Here is an 18878-nt window from a genome sequence, read left to right on the forward strand (position 1 = left end):
TTTTGATGAGAAAGGAATGATATAACATATCAATTACGACGCAAGTGCCCCTGTCCGAATTCTTTTTTACGCTGCGCCGGCGACCTGCCCGCCCAATAACAGCAGGCCTAGCAACAGCACCGCCAATGCCGCCACAGACTCGATGCCATAACGGAGTCTTGCCGCCCACTTTGGGGACAGATAGCTGCTGTTAGTCAGCGCGTTGCGCGTCCAGACGGCGGTCATGGCCAATAGCGCAACCGTCAGACCGGTCCCCAGCCCCATCGCCAGCGTGGCCACCACGCCCGCAGCAAAAAGGCCTTGCGACAACGCGAACACCAGCACAATGAGCGCGCCGCTGCATGGCCTCAAACCCACGGCCACGACCGCAGTCCAGGCACGGCGCCAATCCAGCCGCCCGCTCATGAGCGACAACGGGGGCACATGCCCGCACCCGCAGGCGGCGTGATGCAAATGGCGGCGGCCAGGCCGCAGCCAAGGCCTGAGCGCCTTGGTCCACAACAGCCAGACACCCAGCGCCACAATCATCAGATAAGAGGCCATTTCCAGCCAGCGTGTGCCGGCGTTCATGACCTGGGCCGTGACATTGAACACAGCAGCCAGCAGCGCCACCAGGGCGATGGCCACCAAAGCCTGAACCAGCGCAGACAAGAGCGCCAGCACCGCCCCGTTGCGCGCGCTTTGATGATTGGCGAGCACGAAGGCCGATATCACGGCTTTGCCATGACCCGGCCCCAAGGCATGAAACACCCCATAGGCAAACGACAGCCCGACCAAGAGCCATGAGCCGTCATCCCGCCAGGCGCGTACAGCGCCCGTCAACTGGCGATAGAAATGGGATTGCCAGACCGAAATCTGCGCCAGCCAAGGGGACCCGCCCGCCTCGGGCACCGCGAAAGGATGGGACTGCGCCCAGACCTGCCCGGCCGCCAGCGCCAAGGCAAAGACCAGCATCCATGGCACGATCCGCGCTGCCGACCTCATGGACAACGCAACTCGTTGCGATGCGTCAGACCTTTGGTGATGGCGAACAGCTCATCGGGCAGCGTATCGACATTGGAGGGAATGGCGGCCAATTGTTGCATCGTTTTCCAGTCCAGCGGCTGGGGCGGACGATAGGTCTGGCGGCAATTCGCGGGCGCATTGCTCAGTCGCCAGGCTTTGGGCGCGTCAAAGGCGTAGGCGACGAAATAGGTGGGATCGAAAACGTCGATCGCCAGACCCTGCGGACCGGGCGCGACCGGCTGCGCCAGCGGCAAGGTGAAGGCCAGAGACAAACGCTGGCCATCCCATTGAACCTGCGCGTCGCGCGGCGCGCCGAAGGCCAGGGTTGCGCCTTCACGCGTGACGCGCGTGAAGTAATGCGAAATGGGCTCACCCAGCGCCTTCATCCAATCGATCGCCATGGTTTTACGAGTGTCCTCGGCCAGGCCGCCATCCGCCGCTCTTGGCAAGCCTTGTGTGGCATAAGCCCCAAACATTTCATCGAATAGCCAGACCTGACGCAGGGCGGCAACCCGCCCCTGGTCATCAAACATCACTTCAGCCTGCGCATCCACCCACATATGCGGATGCGCCAGCGCGGATATCGGCAGAATCACCAGGGTCAGGGCTGCAAGGCAGCGGCCAATTGCTGCACGTTCCATTCAAACATTCCCAAATAGGTAGCACCCGGTTTGCCCGGCGCAGACAAGGCGTCGGAATACAGCGTACCGCCCACCTTGGCGCCCGTTTCACGTGCGATTTGCTCAGCCAGACGCGGGTTGCCGATATTTTCAATAAAAAGGGCCGGCACGTGCTCGCGCTTGACCCGTTTTACCACCTCGGCAAAACCAGACGCGGACGGCTCGGACAAGGTAGACAAGCCCGCCACCGGAATGAAGCGCACGCCGTAGGCCTCGCCGAAGTAAGCGAAAGCATCATGGGTGCTAACCACTTTGCGGCGCTCGGCGGGGATGGCGGCGAAGGTTTTCTCTACTTTGGCCTGCAAGGCTTCAAGCTTGGCCACATAAGCACGGGTACGCTGCTGGTATTGCGCGGCATGGGCCGGATCAAGCTGCTCGAGAGCACGGCCGATATTCTGTGCATAAATCATGCCATTACGCAGATCCTGCCAGGCATGGGGGTCCTGGACATCATGGTGATGGTCGTGACCGTGGTCATGGTCTTCGTGATCGAGAGCCTCGGCAAAAGCGCGCGGCTTGACGCCATCCGAAGCCCGGACCTCCCGCCCCTTGAATCCTGAAGCCTCGACCAGACGGGGCAGCCAGGGCTCGAAACCCAGGCCATTAATCACCAGCAGATCGGCACCCGCCAGCTTGCGCGAATCGGCCGCGCTGGGCTCGAAACCATGCGCATCGCCGTCCGGACCGACCAGCGTCTGCACCTCGACATCCGGCCCCCCGATTTCACGAGCCATATCTTGCAAAATGGAAAAACTCGTCACCACCTTAACGGGTGACGCCCAGACAGCAACCGCAGGCAGGATAGACAGAACGGCGATTGCCGCGCAACGCGCCCAGACAAGCTTCATGTTCACACCTCTTTGGAAAGCGCCGGCCTGGGCCAGCGCAGACGGGTGCGTAGCCCGCCTTGCGGGCCCAACACCATGGAAAGCAGATAGATCAGGCCAGCGGCCAGAATGATGGCGGGCGAGGCCGCCAGATCAAAATGGAAGGAAGCGAGCAGGCCGCACCAGGACGCCAACGCCGCCAACACCACGGCCAAAGGCAGTTGCGCCGCCACCCGACGAGCCCAGAAGCGCGCCGCCAGCGCCGGCAACATCATCATGCCGACCACCATCAGCGTGCCCAGAATCTGAAAGCCCGCCACCAGATTGATCACGACCAAGGCCAGAAACCCGAAGTGCGCCAGCCAGCCACGCCCGCCTGCCGCACGCAGAAAACCAGGATCGAAACACTCGGCCACCAGCAGGCGATAAATAAGCGCCAGGCTGAAAAGCGTCAGGGTACTGACCAGGCCCGCCAACAACAGCGCGTCATCGCCCAGGCCCAAGACCGTGCCGAACAACACATGCAGCAGATCGACATTGGAGCCGCGCAAAGACACCAGCAGCACACCCAAGGCGAGCGAAATCAGATAAAAGGCCGCAAAGCTGGCGTCCTCGCGCAACGAGGTCAGCCGTGTGACCAGGCCGGACAAAAGCGCCACGACCAGACCGGTGACGATGCCGCCGGCCATCATCGCGCCTAGAGACAGGCCGGCGAGCAGATAACCCGCCGCCACGCCCGGCAAAATGGCATGCGACATCGCATCGCCCATCAGGCTCATGCGACGCAGCACCAGAAACACGCCGAGCGGTGCAGCGCCAAAAGCCAGCGCCACGGCGCCAGCCAGCGCGCGCCGCATGAAACTGAAATCAAAAAAGGGTGCGCACAGCGCCTGCCACAGCGTCATGCGTACCCCAGATGCAATTGGCCGTGCGCCAGGCGTTCAGGAGAGAGCACGTCGGCCGTAGGCCCCCACGCGAGCACGCGGCCTGACAAAAGCAGCGCCTGGGCGAAGTATTCCTTCACCAGCGCCATGTCGTGCAGTACCGCGATGATGCTGCGGCCCTCTGCCTGCAGGGCGCACAGCAAGGCCATCAGCACCCGCGTGGTCTGCCCGTCAACGGCCGCAAAGGGCTCGTCGAGCACCAGTACCGGCGCATCCTGCATCAAGAGACGGGCGAACAACACTCTTTGCAACTGTCCGCCTGACAAGGCCTGTAAGGGCCGCTCGGCCAATTGCTCCAACCCGACCCGGCGCAGCGCCAGACGCGCTCTCGCGGTTTCGTCGCCATCAACGGCGCGCAAAGCGCCGATGCGCCGCCAGCCGCCCAACACCACGGCATCCAGCACGCAGATGGGAAAGTCTCGATCCAATTCGGCCGCCTGTGGCAGCCAAGCGACCGAGGTGCTATCACGATGCAGCCGGCCGCTCATCGGGGCCAACACCCCGGCCAAGCCCTTGACCAGGGTGGATTTTCCCGCGCCGTTGGGACCGATGATGGCGGTCATGCAGCCGGGTGCGAATCGTCCGCTGACGTCGCGCACCGCAGGCTGGCCCCGCCAGCCGAAAGTGACGCTCTCGAGTTCGATGGCGGCAGGTGTCACGACATGGCCCATGTGAGCAGGCTCCAGATAAACAGGCTGGCACCCAAGGCCCAAGCCATGCGCCAGAGCGCGCCATGACGCAAAGCGGAAGAAGATGAAGAAAACATGGGCATGGCGGTAATGAGAACTTTCTTTTTATTATGTTATATCATAACAAACAAGAGCTTAAGTCCCAGAATGGCTTGTTTTCTGATACCTTCGCCTCATTTCTGAACCGGCTTATTCCGAAAACACCATGTCAGCCCCTGCCCGCACCAGCCGCGCCGACGCCGTCGGCGAGCAACTGCGCCTGGCCGAATCGCTCTGTGCAGAGCGCGGCCGGCGTCTGACCCCCATCCGGCGCAAAGTCCTGGAGCTGCTGCTCACCCACGGGCGCAGCCTGAAAGCCTACGAACTGCTCGATGCCATGCGCGCCGTGCATCCGGGCGCCGCGCCTCCGACCGTCTACCGTGCGCTGGACTTCCTGATGGACGAAGGCCTGATCCACCGCCTGGACGCCGTCAACGCCTGGACCGCCTGTCATGACGCCGCCGGTGCGCCGCACGACCTGCTAGTCGTGTGCACAGGCTGCGGCGCAGTCGCCGAAATCAGCGATCCGGCAATGAGCCGCCTGCTGGCCGAGCGGGTCGCCCAAACCGGTTTTGCCCTGGCCACCCACGAAACCGAAATCCGCGCGCTCTGTCCGCAATGCCAGAAAAACGCCCCGGCAGCCCACCACCATCACTAAATCGTCCGGTTCCGTCCCTATTGAACCTACAGAACTTGGCCCCATTTCCAGGGATTACCCGAGATTAATCGCTTAAGGGCTGTCATCTGCGCCAAAAAGGACGACTCAGGCTGCCACAGGGTTTGCCCCTGACAGCCGACTGTGCTGTAATCCTGCGTCCGGTCACGATTGGCAGCGCTATGCAAGCCAATCCCGGCAGCACCAAACAAGCCGCGAGTTGCCACGAGCACCATCCGGGATGCACCCATCCCGGCGCGCCGGCCGCGGCCCCTATAGATATGGTTGGCGCCAGTCTGAGCACTTGCCCCCAATCGCAGCCGATTAAAGCACCAGCATCGCCATGAATACCCCGCGCAGTTTGGACAAAATGGTTCCCGTCACCATCCTCACCGGCTTCCTCGGTGCGGGCAAGACCACCCTGCTGAAACGCATCCTTACCGAGTTTCACGGCCGCCGTGTCGCGGTCATTGAAAATGAGTTCGGACCCGAAAGCATCGACAACGATCTGCTCGTGCAAGACAGCGATGAAGAAATCATCGAACTGTCCAACGGCTGCGTCTGCTGCACCGTGCGCGGCGATCTGATGCGCACGCTGAACGAGTTGCGCGTCAAGCGCGAGGCCGGTCAGCTCAGTTTTGAGCGCGTCATCATCGAAACCACCGGCATGGCCAACCCCGGTCCGGTGTGCCAGACCTTCTTCATGGACGACGACATCGCCGACTACTACCGCCTGGACGCGGTCGTGACGGTGGTCGACGCCAAGCACGGGATGGCCACGCTGGATGCGCAAGAAGAGGCTCAGAAACAGGTGGGTTTTGCCGACCGCATCCTGGTTTCCAAACGCGATCTGGTCAACGACGCGGATTATGAAGCCCTGCGCGCCCGCCTGCTGCGCATCAATCCGCGCGCGCCCATCACGCCGGTGCATTTCGGCGAAGTCGAACTGAAGTCCATCATCGACATCAGCGGCTTCAACCTGAATTCCATTCTGGACATCGACCCGGACTTTCTGGCCGACGAGCATCCAGACGCCAAACACGCGCACGATCATGACCATGATCACCACGATCACGAGCATGCTGGCGAATGCGGCGCGCACTGCGATCATGCGCACCACCACCATCATCATCAACACAATGATGAAATCGGCGCCTTCGTGTTCCGTTCCAACAAGCCTTTCGATCCCGCGCGCCTGGAAGAATTCCTGGGTGGCGTGGTTCAGGTGTACGGCCCGGATCTGATGCGTTACAAAGGCATCCTGTACATGAAAGGCATCAACCGCCGCATGTTGTTCCAGGGTGTGCACATGATGATGGGCGCCGAACCTGGCAAACCCTGGACGGCGGCCGAAAAGCCGTCGACCAAAATGGTCTTCATTGGCCGCAAACTGCCGCAGGAGATTTTCACCCGCGGCCTTGAACAGTGCCTGGTGGGCTGATGCCCACTGCGCACACAAGTAAAACCGTACTGCGAGGAAAGCTTAGCGCCAGTACATAAAGGCCGCCGCGCGGTATCTCCGGATGCCGGTACGGAGCGATTCATAGTGGAGTGTTTTCATGGCTACGAAGGCAGTAACCAAAAAATCAAGCAAGTCGACGAGCGATACGGCGATTGATCTGCCCAGCGAAGAAGAGTTGCTGGCCATGCCCGAGTCCGACTACATGAACGAACGTCAATTGGCGTTCTTCAAAGAGCGGCTCAAACAACTCGAACAGGACATCCTGGCCAACGCCGGGGAAACCACCGAGCACCTGCGTGAAACCCAGTTCGTGCCCGATCCGGCCGACCGTGCCACCATCGAGGAAGAACACGCCCTGGAATTGCGTACCCGTGATCGTGAGCGCAAGCTCCTGAAAAAGGTGCAGCAGGCCATCGTCCGCATCGACAGCGGCGAGTACGGCTGGTGTGAAGAAACCGGTGAACCCATCGGCGTCCCACGCCTTTTGGCCCGCCCAACCGCCACCCTGTCACTCGAGGCGCAAGAGCGCCGCGAAATGCGCCAGAAGCTGTACGGCGACTAAAGCGCACTCACCCGCGCCGTAGGACAAAAGGGCTATGCCGACCATGCATGGCCCTTTTTCTTTCGCCCTCCTCCTGTCTATGAGCCATCCCTTACTCGGAGAAGCAGCAAGCAGGCGGCAAGCCTGCGCAGCGTAGGGGGCAACACACCCGCCGCCGGGCCGCCCCAAGGCGGGGGGGCAGCAAGCAGGCGACAAGCCTGCGCAGCGTGGGGGGCAACACACCCCCCCTCTTGAAATATGAGACGATCGGCCTCAGATAGACCCTTCAAAGGAAGGAAAGCATGGAACAATTTCACGCCACCACCATTGTGTGTGTCCGCCGAGGCAACCGGGTTGCCCTGGGCGGCGACGGCCAGGTGACTCTGGGCAATATCGTCATCAAGGGCACGGCGCGCAAAATACGTCGCCTTTACCACGACAAAGTGCTCGCGGGCTTCGCAGGCGCCACCGCCGATGCGTTCACGCTCCAAGAACGATTCGAGGCCAAACTGGAAAAACACCAGGGCCATCTGATGCGTGCTGCCGTCGAACTCACGCGCGACTGGCGCACAGACCGGGTGCTGCGCCGCCTGGAAGCTATGCTGATCGTGGCCGACGCAGAACACACCCTGGTGCTGACCGGCAACGGTGACGTACTCGAGCCGGAACACGGCCTGGCGGCCATCGGCTCTGGCGGCGCCTACGCTCAATCGGCTGCGCTTGCCTTGCTGCGCAACACGGAGCTGCCCCCCGAGACCATCGTCAAACAGTCGCTCGAAATCGCCGGCGACCTGTGCATTTACACCAATCAGAATCACGTGATCGAGACGCTGGGCGGCTAAGGCCGCGCCATCCAAGGATTCAAGCCATGTCTGCATCGACCATGACGCCCGGAGAAATCGTCTCCGAGCTCGATAAATACATCATCGGCCAAAACCGCGCCAAACGTGCCGTCGCTGTCGCGTTGCGCAACCGCTGGCGCCGCCAGCAGGTCGCCGACCCCCTGCGCCACGAGATTCATCCGAAAAATATTCTCATGATCGGCCCGACGGGCGTCGGCAAGACCGAGATCGCCCGCCGCCTGGCCAAGCTGGCCAATGCGCCCTTCATCAAGATCGAAGCGACCAAGTTCACGGAAGTGGGCTATGTGGGCCGCGACGTCGATACCATCATCCGCGACCTGACCGAGTTCTCGATCAAACAGACACGCGAACTGGAAATGCGCCGCGTGCGCAGCCACGCCGAAGATGCTGCTGAAGACCGCATTCTCGACGTACTGGTCCCGCCGGCGCGCAATGCCATGGGCGAACCCCAGCGCGATGATGGCAACACCACGCGCCAGACTTTTCGTAAACGCCTGCGCGAAGGCTCGTTGGACGATCTCGAAATTGAAATCGACATCGCCCAGGCCACGCCTCAGCTCGACGTCATGACGCCTCCGGGCATGGAAGAAATGGCCGAGCAGTTGCGCGGCATGTTCGCCGGCCTAGCACGCGACAAGACCAAGCCCAAGAAAATCAAGGTCAAGGAGGCGTTCAAACTCATCATCGAGGAAGAAGCCGCCAAGCGCGTCAATGAGGATGACCTGCGTGCCGCCGCCATCGCGAACGTCGAGCAAAACGGCATTGTTTTCCTGGACGAAATCGACAAAATCGCCGCCCGCCAGGAAAGTGGCGGCGCGGATGTGTCGCGTCAAGGTGTACAACGCGATTTGTTGCCTCTGGTGGAAGGCACGACGGTCAACACCCGCTATGGCATGGTGCGCACCGACCACATCCTGTTCATCGCCTCGGGCGCTTTCCATTTATCGCGCCCCTCGGATCTGATCCCTGAACTCCAGGGCCGCTTCCCGATTCGCGTCGAACTGGATTCCCTGTCGGCAGATGATTTTGTACGTATTTTGTCCGAAACCGACGCGTCCTTGGTCAAACAATATACGGCGTTGCTGGCCACTGAAGACGTGCAGCTAGCATTCACCGAAGACGGCATCAAGCGTCTGGCGGAGCTGGCCTTCTCGGTCAATGAGCGCACGGAAAATATCGGCGCGCGCCGCCTGTACACCGTGATGGAAAAACTGCTCGAAGAGCTGTCTTTCGATGCGGGCGCCAGCAGCGGTCAGAGCGTAACGATCGATGCTGCCTATGTTGATGCGCAACTGTCGGAAGCCGCATCCAGCCAGGATCTGGCGCGCTACGTGCTCTAGACTACGGAGATGCAAACGGGGCCATTCTGTCTGGAATGGTCCCGTCGCCAGACCAAAACCTCCAGAGCGCCGCAAACAGGCCTGTGCCTGCGGCACAGCATGGGGTTTTACTTGCTGATGGCCGTCACGACGTATCTGCCGTCCTGGCGCGTGGCCGTAAAACGCACTTTGTCGCCAGGCTTGATGTTGGTGAGCAGTGCGGGCGCGGCCTGGTACACCAGCGTCATAGCGGGCAAGTCCAGCGCGGCAATCGCGTCATGCTTGAGCGTGACCGTGCCTGCCGTTGCATCGATCCGCCGGACTTCTCCGCTGGCCTGGGCGGTTTGCGCCAACACCTGAGGGCTGGCGAGGCTGACGAAAGCCGCAGCCGTCGCCATGACCGCGGGCATCGTGTGTTTGCGTAAGAACGCCATGATTCAACTCTCCTGCAATGGCCTCGGAAGGCTAAGCTACAGCATAACCTGTTCGCTACGCGGCGATACTGGCATCGCTGAGCGCCGCCTGCCTTTCTCATCAATTAACAAGGACTCCTGACATGGCAAATCGCCTTTCCGTCATCACAACACGTACCGGTGACGATGGCAGCACCGGACTCGGCGACGGCAGCCGCGTCCCCAAGGATGACCCTCGTATTATGGCCTTGGGCGATGTCGACGAGTTCAATAGCACACTGGGCTTGTTACGCTGCGAAGCGCTGCCTGACGAGGTGTCGGCCGATCTGCTGACCATACAGCACGATTTGTTCGATATGGGTACGGAGCTGTGCATCCCCGGCCATGCCGCGCTTTCCGATGAGCAGGTTGCCTATCTGGATGCACGTCTAGCCTTCTACAACGCCGCCCTGCCCCCGCTGCGCGAATTCATTCTGCCGGGCGGTACCCGGGCGGCAGCCCTCGCCCATCTGGCGCGTACGGCGGCGCGCCGTGCCGAACGTTCAGTCATCGCGCTGGCGGCGCAGGCGGCCGTCAACGCCCCGCTATGCCAGTATCTGAACCGCAGCTCGGACTTGATGTTCGTTTTGGCCCGCTATCTGAACCAGTCTCAGGGTCAGGCCGATATCTACTGGAGCAGCCGACATTCACGCGTCAGCGGCGCCTGAGAACGCCAGATAGAAAATCCGGACACCATGTGGTGTCCGGATTTTTCATGGTCGCCAGACTCAGTTGACGCCGGCTGCGTGAGCCTGCTCATCAGCGTGGTAAGACGAACGCACCATTGCACCGACCGCCGCATGGCTAAATCCCATGGCATAGGCTTCGCGCTCGAACATGGCGAAGGTGTCGGGATGCACATAACGCAGCACCGGCAGATGATGCTCCGAAGGCTGCAAATACTGACCGATGGTGATCATATCGACGTTGTGCGCGCGCATGTCGCGCATAACCTCGAGAATTTCCTCGTCGGTCTCGCCAAGACCGAGCATCAGGCCGGACTTGGTAGGCACATCGGGATGCAATGCCTTGAACTCAGCTAATAGCTTTAGCGAATGCAGATAGTCAGAGCCGGGACGCGCCTGCTTGTAGAGGCGAGGCACGGTTTCCAGGTTGTGATTCATCACATCGGGAGGACCGGCATTGAGAATGGCCAGCGCGCGGTCGAGACGGCCGCGGAAGTCCGGCACCAGCACTTCGATACGCGTGATAGGCGACAGCTCACGGATCTTGGTGATGCACTCGACAAAATGCGCCGCACCGCCATCGCGCAGGTCATCACGATCGACCGAGGTGATGACTACATAAGAAAGCTTGAGGGCTGCGATGGTGCGGGCCAGGTTTTCCGGCTCTTGCGCGTCGAGCGGATCGGGACGGCCATGGCCGACATCACAGAACGGACAGCGGCGGGTGCACTTGTCGCCCATGATCATGAAGGTGGCCGTGCCCTTGCCGAAGCATTCGCCGATATTCGGGCAGGAAGCCTCCTCACAGACCGTGTGCAGATTATGTTCGCGCAGGATACGTTTAATGTCGTAGAAGCGTGAACCCGGCGCGGCGGCGCGCACACGAATCCATTCCGGTTTCTTCAGGCGTTCGGCCGGAATGACCTTGATGGGAATACGGGCCGTCTTGGCCTGCGATTTTTGCTTCTGCGTCGGATCGTAGGCCGCAGGCGAGGCGACATCGTTCGAGGGCTGGCTAGCATCAAGCTGGGTGGACATGAGACACCTTCTGAACCGCCTCTGATGCGGCAATGTCGAACAAAAGAAACATTTTACTCCCCTGAGGACAGGCTGCCCTGATACGCGCTCAGACGCCGGACAAGCTCGTCGGCCAAGGCCTGACCCACTTCATGCACGCTACAGGACAGGCCGCAGGAAGCCATATCGGTGGTTTGCAGACCCTCGTAGCCACAGGGGTTGATACCGTGAAACGGCGTCAAGTCCATCGCCACATTGAGGGACAGCCCATGATAGGCGCAGCCCTTGCGTATTTTGATCCCGAGGGCGGCGATCTTAGCAAGCGTCTGACCGGGCTGCTCGACATAGACCCCCGGCGCGCCTGGCTTGCGTTGTGCGACGATGCCCGCCCTGCCCAGTACAGCGATGGCCGTCTCTTCGAGCAAGGCGACATAATCGCGCACATACATGCCGGCACGGCGCAGATCGAACAGGCAGTAGACCACGATCTGGCCCGGGCCATGGTAGGTCACCTGACCACCGCGATCCGAACGCACGACAGCGATATCGGCCGGATTGAGCACATGCTGCGGCAGCCCCGCCTGCCCGAGGGTATAGACGGGCGCATGCTCGCAAAGCCAGATTTCATCCGGCGTGGCCGGGCCACGGCTGGCCGTGAAAGCCTTCATGGCTTCCCAGACATCGGCGTAAGCCGCTCCGGGGCTAAGCCATGCGACATTCATGCTCATGGCCTACAGAACGATAGACACCATGGGATGGCCATGCAATGCGCGGTAAAGCGCGTCCAGTTGCTCGCGCGAGGTCGCACGCACGGTAAAGGTCAGACCCAGGTAATTGCCGCCCTTGCTAGGACGCATCTCAAGCTTAGCGGGATCGAAATCGGGATCGAACTGGAGCACGACCTCGGTGAGGGTCTGGGCGAACTCCGGATGCTGCTTGCCCATCACCTTGATGGGGAAGTCAGACGGGTATTCGATAAGGGAATCTTCGGGAGGAATTTGCATTGGTACGTTGTATGTTGCTGCCGGATGGCCCTAAGGCCATCCACGCTACCATCAGAGCGCCGCGATACGGGCATCATACCCCGCGCGTAACAGGCGATAAACAGGGCCGGGCTTGCCATCCCCTACCACCTGACCATCCCGCTTGAGCACGGGCAGAACTTCCTTGGTGGCCGAGGTGATGAGTATTTCGTCGGCCGTCTCGACTTCGGCCCGCGAGATGGGCCTTGCCTCGAAAACCACCCCCCCTTCCTGCGCCAGCTCGGCCATGAGGCCATAGCGGATGCCTTCGAGGATGAGGTTGTTCTTGGGCGGCGCAAGCAGCTTGCCATCGCGCACGATCCAGATATTGCTCGACGAACCTTCAGTCAGGTAACCATCGCGGTACTGAATGACTTCATCAGCGTCCGCCTCGACGGCTTGCTGACGGGCAAGCACATTCCCCAACAAAGATACCGATTTGATGTCGCAATGCAGCCAACGCTCGTCCTTGATTGAGACGACCGACACGCCCTGCTCCCGCTGCAAGGCCGAGGGTGGCGTCATGGGCGTGACCATACCGAAGACGGTGGGCGCAATGGCCTCGGCCGGAAAGGCGTGATCGCGTTTGTAGACGCCACGCGTAACCTGCAAATAAACCATGCACTCCGGCGTCGTCGCGCCTGCGATCAAACGCTCGATCAACGCGGTGAGCGCGGCGCGGTCCATCGGCATCGCGATGCGGATAGCCGCCAGGCTGCGTTCGAGCCGGTTAAGGTGTTCGGTGATGCGAAAGGCCTTGCCACGGTAGGCAGGCACGACCTCATAAATGCCGTCACCAAAAATAAAACCGCGATCCAGAACCGAAATCTTGGCCTGGTCTGCGCGGGTGTACTCGCCATTAAGATACACCAGACTATCGCCTGGCATGCCCGGAATCATGAACAGCTCCTAAAGAGGAAAATAGCCGCTTGGGCCGCGAACGAAGGGTCATTCGCGGGTCATCATGCCCGGATAGCTTACACCCGCGAGTTAACTGTCCCCAAAAAAGTGGGCTTGGACCCATTTTTGGAGGACAGTTCAGTGCGAAGACTTAATGAAACCAGCGTTTGACGGTGTCGGTCATGCGGCCAAAAAAGCCGGCGCGCTCGACATCTTCCTGCACGACCAGGGGTTCGGTGCGCAGCACTTTACCGTCCAGCGTGAATTCCAGGGTGCCGACTTGCTGGCCCTTGGCTAGCGGCGCCACCAGCGGGTCGGTGCGTTGCGCGATCGGCTTGATCTCATTGCCCTTGCCACGCGGCACGGCCAACCAGACCGGATTGGGTGGGCCCAGCTTGACGTTCTCGGCCTTACCTTCCCAGACGCGGGCATCCAGACCCGGCTGACTCTTGTCATAGAGCTTGACCGTGTCGAAATTCTGGAAGCTCCAGTTCAGGAGTTTGAGGCTTTCTTCAGCGCGCGTGGCCTCGCTATCGGCACCGACCAGCACGGTGAGCACGCGGCGGTCACCGCGCAAGGCCGTAGAAATGAGGCAATAGCCAGCCGAATCGGTATGACCGGTTTTCATCCCATCGACCGACGGGTCCGCCCACAAGAGGCGATTGCGGTTGGGCTGGGTAATCTTGTTGTAGGTAAAACCTTTTTGCTTGTAATAGTGGTAGTACTCGGGATGGTCGGACACCAGATGCGTGGCCAGCGTGGCCAGATCGCGCACCGTGGTGATGTGCTGCGGATCAGGCAATCCCGTGGCGTTCATGAAGTGCGTGCCCTTCATGCCCAAGCGTTCGGCCTGCTCGTTCATGAGCGCCGCAAAAGCCGTCTCGCTGCCGCCCACGGCCTCGGCCAGCGCCACCGAAGCGTCGTTGCCAGACTGCACGATCATGCCTTGGATGAGCTCATCGACCGTCACGGGCTTGCGCGGCTCGATGAACATGCGCGAGCCGCCTGTGCGCCAGGCGTGCTGCGACACCGGAACCTGCTGGTCGAGCGTAAGACGTTTTTCATCGAGCGCGTTGAAAACCACATAGGCCGTCATGACCTTGGTCAACGAGGCCGGCTCGACTTTCTGATCAGGGTTGGAAGCCGCCAGCACCTGGCCACTGTTGACGTCGATGGCAATCCAGGCGCGCGCCGCGATAGTGGGCGCAGGCACGGCGGCCAGCTCGCCTACTGTGGCCACCGCCGCCGTAGCCGGCGCGGGGGTAGAGGTCGCGGGCGCTGCCGCCGCGGGAGCCTGCTGTTGAGCAGCGGCCGGCAGCGAGGCGGCAAGCATCACGGCCAACACGGCGCTCGAAATCACGCGACGGGAAAAAACGGAGGGGGCAAAGGCAGATTGGGACAAGGTCTTCATCGGCTAGAAGGTTCACAGAAGGCCGCCGGCAAGCAGCGGCACAACATTATAGGCAGCCTATCCGACCCGCTTTACCGAGGAACGTTCCCATCATGCACCGAACATGCAACGTGATGCAACGCCACCGGGAATTCAGCCCAATGCCAGCTTCAGGCGTTGTGCAACGAGATTGCGCAAGCTAAGGAGCTTGCCGTGGAAGAAATGCGAGGCGCCGGGAATGACGACTACCGGCAATTTGAGCGGCCGCGCCCAGTCCATGGCTTCGGCCAGCGGCACCACCTCGTCCACTTCGCCATGCACGACCAGCGTATCTTCCGGCAGTTCGACTGCGCGGAACTGAAAACGCGCCACGGCCGGCCCCATCAGCATCAAGGCCTGAGGCGCTGCGCCCTGCTCGGCCAGCATGGCATAAACCTGCGCCGCCACTGCCGTGCCAAAGGAAAAACCGCCCAGCACCCAGGGCGCGTCCGCCAGTTCTGGCAAGGTCTGCCGGATTTGCGGGATCAGGCCGAGCATGTCTTCGGTTTCACCGACAGCGCGATCAAACCCGCCTTCGGAATCGCCCACGCCGCGAAAATTGGGCCGCACCACGATCAGGCCGGCATTCGCGCAGGCACGGGCAATCGTGGTAACCACTTTGTTGTCGCGCGCGCCCCCGTGCAAGGGATGGGGATGGAGCACCAGGGCCCAGCCTATCGGCTCGCCGTCGGGGTAGTCGAAGGCGCAATCGATACGGCCGGCAGCGCCGGAAAAGGCAAGAATTTCAGTACGTGCGGACATGGGCCCATCCGGAAAGACGCAAAACCGCGATGTTAACCGGCGGCTTGCGGCAACAGGTCGGCAAGCCAGGCCGCGAGGTCCTCGGCAGCCCCGTCCGTGGCCTGTCGCAAGGCCGTCACACCGCCGGCCGCGTCCTGTGTCGGCGCATCCGCCTGGCGTGCAAAGCGCCGCTGACCCAGCAGCTTGCCGTTTTGCAGTACCAAGGCCTGCAGCACGACCTGCCCCTGGCTGGAGCGGCCATCAGGGGCAAAAACCTGCTCAAAGCGCGTGAGTTCAACGCGCAACTGCGGCGCCCCCGGGCTGGCGCTATCGCTCAGCACTGCGCCTTCACGGGATAGGCGCTCCTGCAAACGCTGCCGCACCAGGCTGGCAGGGGCTTCGTTCCAGCGAAAGCCTGCATAGGCCTTGGGCGCCGTGCTGTCGGCCACCCGCCAAATGACGCCGGTATCGTTCAGCGTGGGCACGGCGGAGTAAGACAGAGTGATGGGCACGCGCGCCGGCAATTGACGTTGCGCAGGCGCTTCAAGCCCGAGGTCAAAGCGCGCAGCCTGAGGGGCAACACGGCCCACACTGCAACCGGCCAGCGTCAGGACCACAGCCATGGCGATATAGCTTTTTTTCATGGGTTCATCTCCTGAAGCCGGCAAAGCCCGGCTCGCCCGGCCCTGGCTCAACAGGCGCGGGGCCGAAAAGTAAAGACTGGGGCGAGTCGCCCAGGTTGCGCAGCACGGTCTGGGCATCGCGCGCGGCGCCACTCACCGAGTTGGCCATGCCGGTCATGGCCGGCAAGGTATCCTGGTTCAGCCGCGCTGCCGCGCGTGCAATATCCTGGAGGCTGCGTCCGGCATTGGCCAGCGGGCCATCCGGCGCATTCAGGCGCGCCAGAGACTGGCTGGCCGCCTGCATCAGCTGCGCAGCATCCGCCGAAGCCCTATCGAGGGAGTCCACCAGCGGACCCACTTTGCGCAGTGCTGGCGCCAAATCGCGGCTGACCTGATTGAGCTGCGTGCTGATCTCGGCCGTATTCTTCAAGGTGACACCCAGCGCCTCAACATTCGAGTGGCTCATGAGCTTGCGCAGCTCTTCGGCCGTATCCTCAAATTTGGCCATAAGGGCATTGCCGCGCTGCTCCAAGCGATCAAAGAAACCGGGTCGCAGCGGAATATCGGGCAATTGGTCGCCGCGGGCAACCAGCAACTCCTTGGATGAACCGTTATCGCGCAGCTCGATGTTGGCCTGCCCCGTTACCCCCTGCACACCAATTTCGGCCCAGGTCGAAGCGGTGATGGGCGTGGTGGGCGCAACACCGATACGAATGCGGACTTCGCCCGGTTTATGGGGGTTGAGCACCAGAGATTGAACCTTGCCGACCGGCACCCCCTGATAACGCACGGCCGATTGGGCGGTTAGCCCGCTGACCGGTGTTGACGAAACGATGTCATAGAATTTGAAGGCCGTTCGATCGCGGCCTACCCAGACGGCGACCAGCGCGGCGGCGACCAGCAAAACCAGGGTGAAAACCCCGGCCAGCAAAGCATGACTACGATTTTCCATTGCCCGCTTCCTTTGGTGCGAGATCCCCGAGCGCACGCCTGCCCCGCTCGCCGAGGAAAAAACTTTTGATAAAGGGATGATTGATCTTCAGGATCTCGGGCACCGTATCGCAGGCGATGACACGCTTGTCCGCCAGTACCGCCACCCTGGTGGCCAATGCCAGCAACGTGTCCAGATCGTGAGTGACCATGACCACCGTAAAACCGAGTTGCCGGTGCAGGCTCTGCACCAGATCGACAAAGTCGTCAGAGCGCAAAGGGTCCAGGCCGGCAGTGGGTTCATCCAGAAACAACAATTCGGGGTCCAGCGCGAGAGCGCGCGCCAGGGCAACCCGCTTGACCATGCCGCCGGAGAGATCGGACGGGCTCTTCAGGGCATCCTTGGCATTCAGCCCGACCATATCGAGCCGGCACATCACCACGTCTTGGATGAGGTCTTCAGGCAGGGTGCGCAGCTCACGCAGGGGCAACGCAATATTGTCGAATACCGTCAGGGCGGAAAACAGGGCTCCCGACTGAAACAGCATGCCCCAGCGTTCCGACAGCCGGCGGCGCTCGGCGCCCGTCAGTTTGGTGATGTCATGCCCCAGTATGCGCACTTCGCCACGGGCTGGCCGCGTCAGGCCGATGATCTGGCGTAACAATACCGTCTTGCCCGACCCGGAACCACCGACCAGCACGAGAATCTCGCCCGGATAAACCGTGAGGTTGAGATTATCGTGAACGACGTGGTCGCCAAACGCCGTGCGCAGGCCCGACACCGAGATCACCGGGGTCAAGGTAAGACCATCATCGTTAAGCGTCGCCGCCATCAGATCCCCATCCCGCTCAGAATCACGGCATATAGCGCATCAACCAGAATCACGCCGGTGATCGAGGTCACCACCGAGGTCGTCGTGCCGCGCCCCAGGCTTTCGGTATCGGGTTTGATCCGCAGGCCGAAATGGCAGGCCACCAGCGCGATCAAAACACCAAAGGACACGCCCTTGACCATGCCTATCCAATAATTGGTAATCGTGACGGCATTGGGCAGGGACTCAAGAAACCACTGGGCCGAAATACCCAATTGCATCTGAGCCGCCAGCATGCCGCCCAACAGCGCCATCGCATCCGTCCATAACACCAGCAGCGGCATAGTGATGGCCAGCGCGACGACACGGGGCAAGATAAGGCGCTGGCTTTGCGAAATGCCCATCACGCTCATGGCATCCAGCTCCTGTGTCACACGCATCACGCCGATCTGGGCCGTAATAGCCGAACCTGACCTGCCTGCCACCAGAATGGCCGCCAGTACCGGGCCCAGCTCGCGCACAATGGACACACCTAGCAGGCGCACAATGAAGCGGTCTGCCCCGAACATCTGCAATTGCTGCGCCGACAAATAAGACAGCACCACACCAATCAGAAAGCCCACCAGCGCCGTGATACCCAGTGCCTGGGCACCCGTCCGATAAATCTGAGCGGAAATTTCCCGCCAAGGCCCGCGCGAAGGCCGTAGCAACAGACCGATGAAATCCAGCACCAGTTGACCCAGCATGCGCAACAGCATGATGCCGTTGTGAGCGGCATCGAAAATCGCCTGCCCGATCGCGCGCACCCAGCTCAACCGATCCGTCACGGGCGGCGCGGGCGCCACGGCCCCAGGGTTGACGGCCAGCGCGTTAAACACCTCGCGCTGGCCGTCGGTCAGGCGCACGCGCTCAGGGAGACGCTCTCCCCACAGCCGCCACAGCAGATTTGCACCGATGGTGTCCAGACGCTGAATACCGCGCAGATCCCAGCGGGTATGGGCGTGCGTCTGCGCCAGCGCATCGCGCCGGGCTTGCACCTGGCCGCGCACCGCCAGGGCTTGCAGGCTCCAATCGCCTCCAAGATAGACGACGTCGCCGTCCCTCTGAATGAGCGGCGCCTGACTGTCGCGGTCGGGCAGTGGTTGCTGATGCATGAAGCGTGACGTGGCGAGAACAGTATTTCTGATGGTGGCACATCATATAACGACAAGATGATAGACCGCGTTGCCCTACAATTCGCCC

General features: G+C 61.5%; 22 protein-coding genes. 6 read left to right on the forward strand and 16 right to left on the reverse strand.

From position 1 onward, the window contains the following. Positions 1–66 precede the first annotated feature (66 nt). The 5 genes from U0029_RS16385 to U0029_RS16405 are packed head-to-tail and all read right to left on the reverse strand — an operon-like array spanning position 67 to position 4127. On the reverse strand, positions 67–984 hold the full coding sequence (locus tag U0029_RS16385) for a nickel/cobalt transporter (RefSeq protein WP_012415855.1): 918 nt from the start codon (positions 982–984) through the stop codon (positions 67–69). After that, positions 981–1646, reverse strand: coding sequence for a DUF1007 family protein (locus U0029_RS16390; protein ID WP_039051820.1), 666 nt, complete (start codon positions 1644–1646; stop codon positions 981–983). The genes U0029_RS16385 and U0029_RS16390 overlap by 4 nt, the downstream gene beginning before the upstream one ends. Next, positions 1607–2533, reverse strand: coding sequence for a metal ABC transporter substrate-binding protein (locus U0029_RS16395; RefSeq protein WP_039051819.1), 927 nt, complete (start codon positions 2531–2533; stop codon positions 1607–1609). Before U0029_RS16395 ends, U0029_RS16390 begins: the two co-directional genes overlap by 40 nt. 2 nt (positions 2534–2535) lie before the next feature. Then, on the reverse strand, positions 2536–3417 hold the full coding sequence (locus tag U0029_RS16400) for a metal ABC transporter permease (protein ID WP_012415852.1): 882 nt from the start codon (positions 3415–3417) through the stop codon (positions 2536–2538). Further along, positions 3414–4127: a metal ABC transporter ATP-binding protein gene (locus U0029_RS16405; protein ID WP_012415851.1), complete on the reverse strand. Its 714-nt coding sequence runs from the start codon at positions 4125–4127 to the stop codon at positions 3414–3416. Before U0029_RS16405 ends, U0029_RS16400 begins: the two co-directional genes overlap by 4 nt. A 223-nt stretch (positions 4128–4350) precedes the next feature. Here U0029_RS16405 and U0029_RS16410 point away from each other — a divergent pair, with 223 nt between their 5' ends. The 5 genes from U0029_RS16410 to hslU all read left to right on the forward strand — a co-directional run bounded on the left by U0029_RS16410 (position 4351) and on the right by hslU (position 9045). Continuing rightward, positions 4351–4842 carry a Fur family transcriptional regulator gene (locus U0029_RS16410; RefSeq protein ID WP_012415850.1) on the forward strand — a complete coding sequence of 164 codons (492 nt, stop codon included), beginning with the start codon at positions 4351–4353 and terminating at the stop codon, positions 4840–4842. 340 nt (positions 4843–5182) lie between these two features. Continuing rightward, on the forward strand, positions 5183–6280 hold the full coding sequence (locus tag U0029_RS16415; RefSeq protein ID WP_012415849.1) for a CobW family GTP-binding protein: 1098 nt from the start codon (positions 5183–5185) through the stop codon (positions 6278–6280). A 118-nt stretch (positions 6281–6398) separates the two neighbouring features. Continuing rightward, entirely contained in the window at positions 6399–6863 is a 465-nt protein-coding gene (gene dksA / locus U0029_RS16420) for an RNA polymerase-binding protein DksA (protein WP_012415848.1), read from the forward strand. Positions 6864–7144: 281 nt separating this feature from the next. Then, a complete protein-coding gene (hslV, locus tag U0029_RS16425) occupies positions 7145–7684 on the forward strand; it encodes an ATP-dependent protease subunit HslV (RefSeq protein ID WP_012415847.1) in 540 nt (179 codons plus the stop codon). A gap of 26 nt (positions 7685–7710) precedes the next feature. Then, entirely contained in the window at positions 7711–9045 is a 1335-nt protein-coding gene (gene hslU / locus U0029_RS16430) for an ATP-dependent protease ATPase subunit HslU (RefSeq protein ID WP_012415846.1), read from the forward strand. Between the two features lie 107 nt (positions 9046–9152). Here hslU and U0029_RS16435 read toward each other — a convergent pair whose 3' ends face one another. After that, a complete protein-coding gene (locus U0029_RS16435) occupies positions 9153–9458 on the reverse strand; it encodes a copper-binding protein (RefSeq protein ID WP_012415845.1) in 306 nt (101 codons plus the stop codon). A 122-nt stretch (positions 9459–9580) separates the two neighbouring features. On the opposite strand from U0029_RS16435, the gene U0029_RS16440 reads away from it, so the two are divergent. Further along, the gene (locus U0029_RS16440) at positions 9581–10144 is read left to right on the forward strand and encodes a cob(I)yrinic acid a,c-diamide adenosyltransferase (protein WP_114851586.1); all 564 of its coding nucleotides are present in this window, start codon (positions 9581–9583) and stop codon (positions 10142–10144) included. A gap of 60 nt (positions 10145–10204) precedes the next feature. On the opposite strand, the gene lipA is transcribed toward U0029_RS16440, so the two are convergent. The 10 genes from lipA to U0029_RS16490 all read right to left on the reverse strand — a co-directional run bounded on the left by lipA (position 10205) and on the right by U0029_RS16490 (position 18790). Continuing rightward, entirely contained in the window at positions 10205–11200 is a 996-nt protein-coding gene (gene lipA, locus U0029_RS16445; RefSeq protein WP_012415843.1) for a lipoyl synthase, read from the reverse strand. Positions 11201–11253: 53 nt separating this feature from the next. Further along, a complete protein-coding gene (lipB, locus tag U0029_RS16450; RefSeq protein WP_012415842.1) occupies positions 11254–11907 on the reverse strand; it encodes a lipoyl(octanoyl) transferase LipB in 654 nt (217 codons plus the stop codon). 3 nt (positions 11908–11910) lie between these two features. Beyond that, positions 11911–12183: a YbeD family protein gene (locus U0029_RS16455; RefSeq protein ID WP_012415841.1), complete on the reverse strand. Its 273-nt coding sequence runs from the start codon at positions 12181–12183 to the stop codon at positions 11911–11913. 51 nt (positions 12184–12234) lie between these two features. Beyond that, on the reverse strand, positions 12235–13101 hold the full coding sequence (locus U0029_RS16460) for a D-amino acid aminotransferase (protein ID WP_012415840.1): 867 nt from the start codon (positions 13099–13101) through the stop codon (positions 12235–12237). Positions 13102–13252: 151 nt separating this feature from the next. Next, positions 13253–14512 carry a D-alanyl-D-alanine carboxypeptidase family protein gene (locus U0029_RS16465; protein WP_012415839.1) on the reverse strand — a complete coding sequence of 420 codons (1260 nt, stop codon included), beginning with the start codon at positions 14510–14512 and terminating at the stop codon, positions 13253–13255. A 132-nt stretch (positions 14513–14644) separates the two neighbouring features. Further along, on the reverse strand, positions 14645–15292 hold the full coding sequence (locus U0029_RS16470; RefSeq protein WP_012415838.1) for an alpha/beta hydrolase: 648 nt from the start codon (positions 15290–15292) through the stop codon (positions 14645–14647). Between the two features lie 32 nt (positions 15293–15324). After that, positions 15325–15915, reverse strand: a complete 591-nt coding sequence (locus tag U0029_RS16475) for an ABC-type transport auxiliary lipoprotein family protein (RefSeq protein WP_012415837.1) — start codon at positions 15913–15915, stop codon at positions 15325–15327. A 4-nt stretch (positions 15916–15919) separates the two neighbouring features. After that, positions 15920–16846, reverse strand: coding sequence for an MlaD family protein (locus tag U0029_RS16480; RefSeq protein ID WP_012415836.1), 927 nt, complete (start codon positions 16844–16846; stop codon positions 15920–15922). Further along, positions 16833–17657, reverse strand: a complete 825-nt coding sequence (locus U0029_RS16485; protein WP_114851585.1) for an ABC transporter ATP-binding protein — start codon at positions 17655–17657, stop codon at positions 16833–16835. Before U0029_RS16485 ends, U0029_RS16480 begins: the two co-directional genes overlap by 14 nt. Further along, complete coding sequence (locus U0029_RS16490) at positions 17657–18790, reverse strand: MlaE family ABC transporter permease (RefSeq protein ID WP_012415834.1); 1134 nt, start codon at positions 18788–18790, stop codon at positions 17657–17659. The genes U0029_RS16485 and U0029_RS16490 overlap by 1 nt, the downstream gene beginning before the upstream one ends. Positions 18791–18878 lie beyond the last annotated feature (88 nt).

Origin of the sequence: Bordetella avium, assembly GCF_034424645.1 — a bacterium.
Classification (GTDB): domain Bacteria; phylum Pseudomonadota; class Gammaproteobacteria; order Burkholderiales; family Burkholderiaceae_B; genus Bordetella; species Bordetella avium.

Coding starts and splice junctions, on each gene's coding strand:
- U0029_RS16410 (WP_012415850.1), top strand. CDS start 4,351: ATGTCAGCCCCTGCCCGCACCAGCCGCGCCGACGCCGTCGGCGAGCAA.
- hslV (WP_012415847.1), top strand. CDS start 7,145: ATGGAACAATTTCACGCCACCACCATTGTGTGTGTCCGCCGAGGCAAC.
- U0029_RS16455 (WP_012415841.1), bottom strand. CDS start 12,183: ATGCAAATTCCTCCCGAAGATTCCCTTATCGAATACCCGTCTGACTTC.
- U0029_RS16395 (WP_039051819.1), bottom strand. CDS start 2,533: ATGAAGCTTGTCTGGGCGCGTTGCGCGGCAATCGCCGTTCTGTCTATC.
- U0029_RS16460 (WP_012415840.1), bottom strand. CDS start 13,101: ATGATTCCGGGCATGCCAGGCGATAGTCTGGTGTATCTTAATGGCGAG.
- U0029_RS16470 (WP_012415838.1), bottom strand. CDS start 15,292: ATGTCCGCACGTACTGAAATTCTTGCCTTTTCCGGCGCTGCCGGCCGT.
- dksA (WP_012415848.1), top strand. CDS start 6,399: ATGGCTACGAAGGCAGTAACCAAAAAATCAAGCAAGTCGACGAGCGAT.
- U0029_RS16465 (WP_012415839.1), bottom strand. CDS start 14,512: ATGAAGACCTTGTCCCAATCTGCCTTTGCCCCCTCCGTTTTTTCCCGT.
- U0029_RS16385 (WP_012415855.1), bottom strand. CDS start 984: ATGAGGTCGGCAGCGCGGATCGTGCCATGGATGCTGGTCTTTGCCTTG.
- U0029_RS16480 (WP_012415836.1), bottom strand. CDS start 16,846: ATGGAAAATCGTAGTCATGCTTTGCTGGCCGGGGTTTTCACCCTGGTT.
- U0029_RS16475 (WP_012415837.1), bottom strand. CDS start 15,915: ATGAAAAAAAGCTATATCGCCATGGCTGTGGTCCTGACGCTGGCCGGT.
- U0029_RS16440 (WP_114851586.1), top strand. CDS start 9,581: ATGGCAAATCGCCTTTCCGTCATCACAACACGTACCGGTGACGATGGC.
- lipA (WP_012415843.1), bottom strand. CDS start 11,200: ATGTCCACCCAGCTTGATGCTAGCCAGCCCTCGAACGATGTCGCCTCG.
- U0029_RS16435 (WP_012415845.1), bottom strand. CDS start 9,458: ATGGCGTTCTTACGCAAACACACGATGCCCGCGGTCATGGCGACGGCT.
- U0029_RS16400 (WP_012415852.1), bottom strand. CDS start 3,417: ATGACGCTGTGGCAGGCGCTGTGCGCACCCTTTTTTGATTTCAGTTTC.
- U0029_RS16490 (WP_012415834.1), bottom strand. CDS start 18,790: ATGCATCAGCAACCACTGCCCGACCGCGACAGTCAGGCGCCGCTCATT.
- U0029_RS16390 (WP_039051820.1), bottom strand. CDS start 1,646: ATGGAACGTGCAGCAATTGGCCGCTGCCTTGCAGCCCTGACCCTGGTG.
- hslU (WP_012415846.1), top strand. CDS start 7,711: ATGTCTGCATCGACCATGACGCCCGGAGAAATCGTCTCCGAGCTCGAT.
- U0029_RS16405 (WP_012415851.1), bottom strand. CDS start 4,127: ATGGGCCATGTCGTGACACCTGCCGCCATCGAACTCGAGAGCGTCACT.
- lipB (WP_012415842.1), bottom strand. CDS start 11,907: ATGAGCATGAATGTCGCATGGCTTAGCCCCGGAGCGGCTTACGCCGAT.
- U0029_RS16485 (WP_114851585.1), bottom strand. CDS start 17,657: ATGGCGGCGACGCTTAACGATGATGGTCTTACCTTGACCCCGGTGATC.
- U0029_RS16415 (WP_012415849.1), top strand. CDS start 5,183: ATGAATACCCCGCGCAGTTTGGACAAAATGGTTCCCGTCACCATCCTC.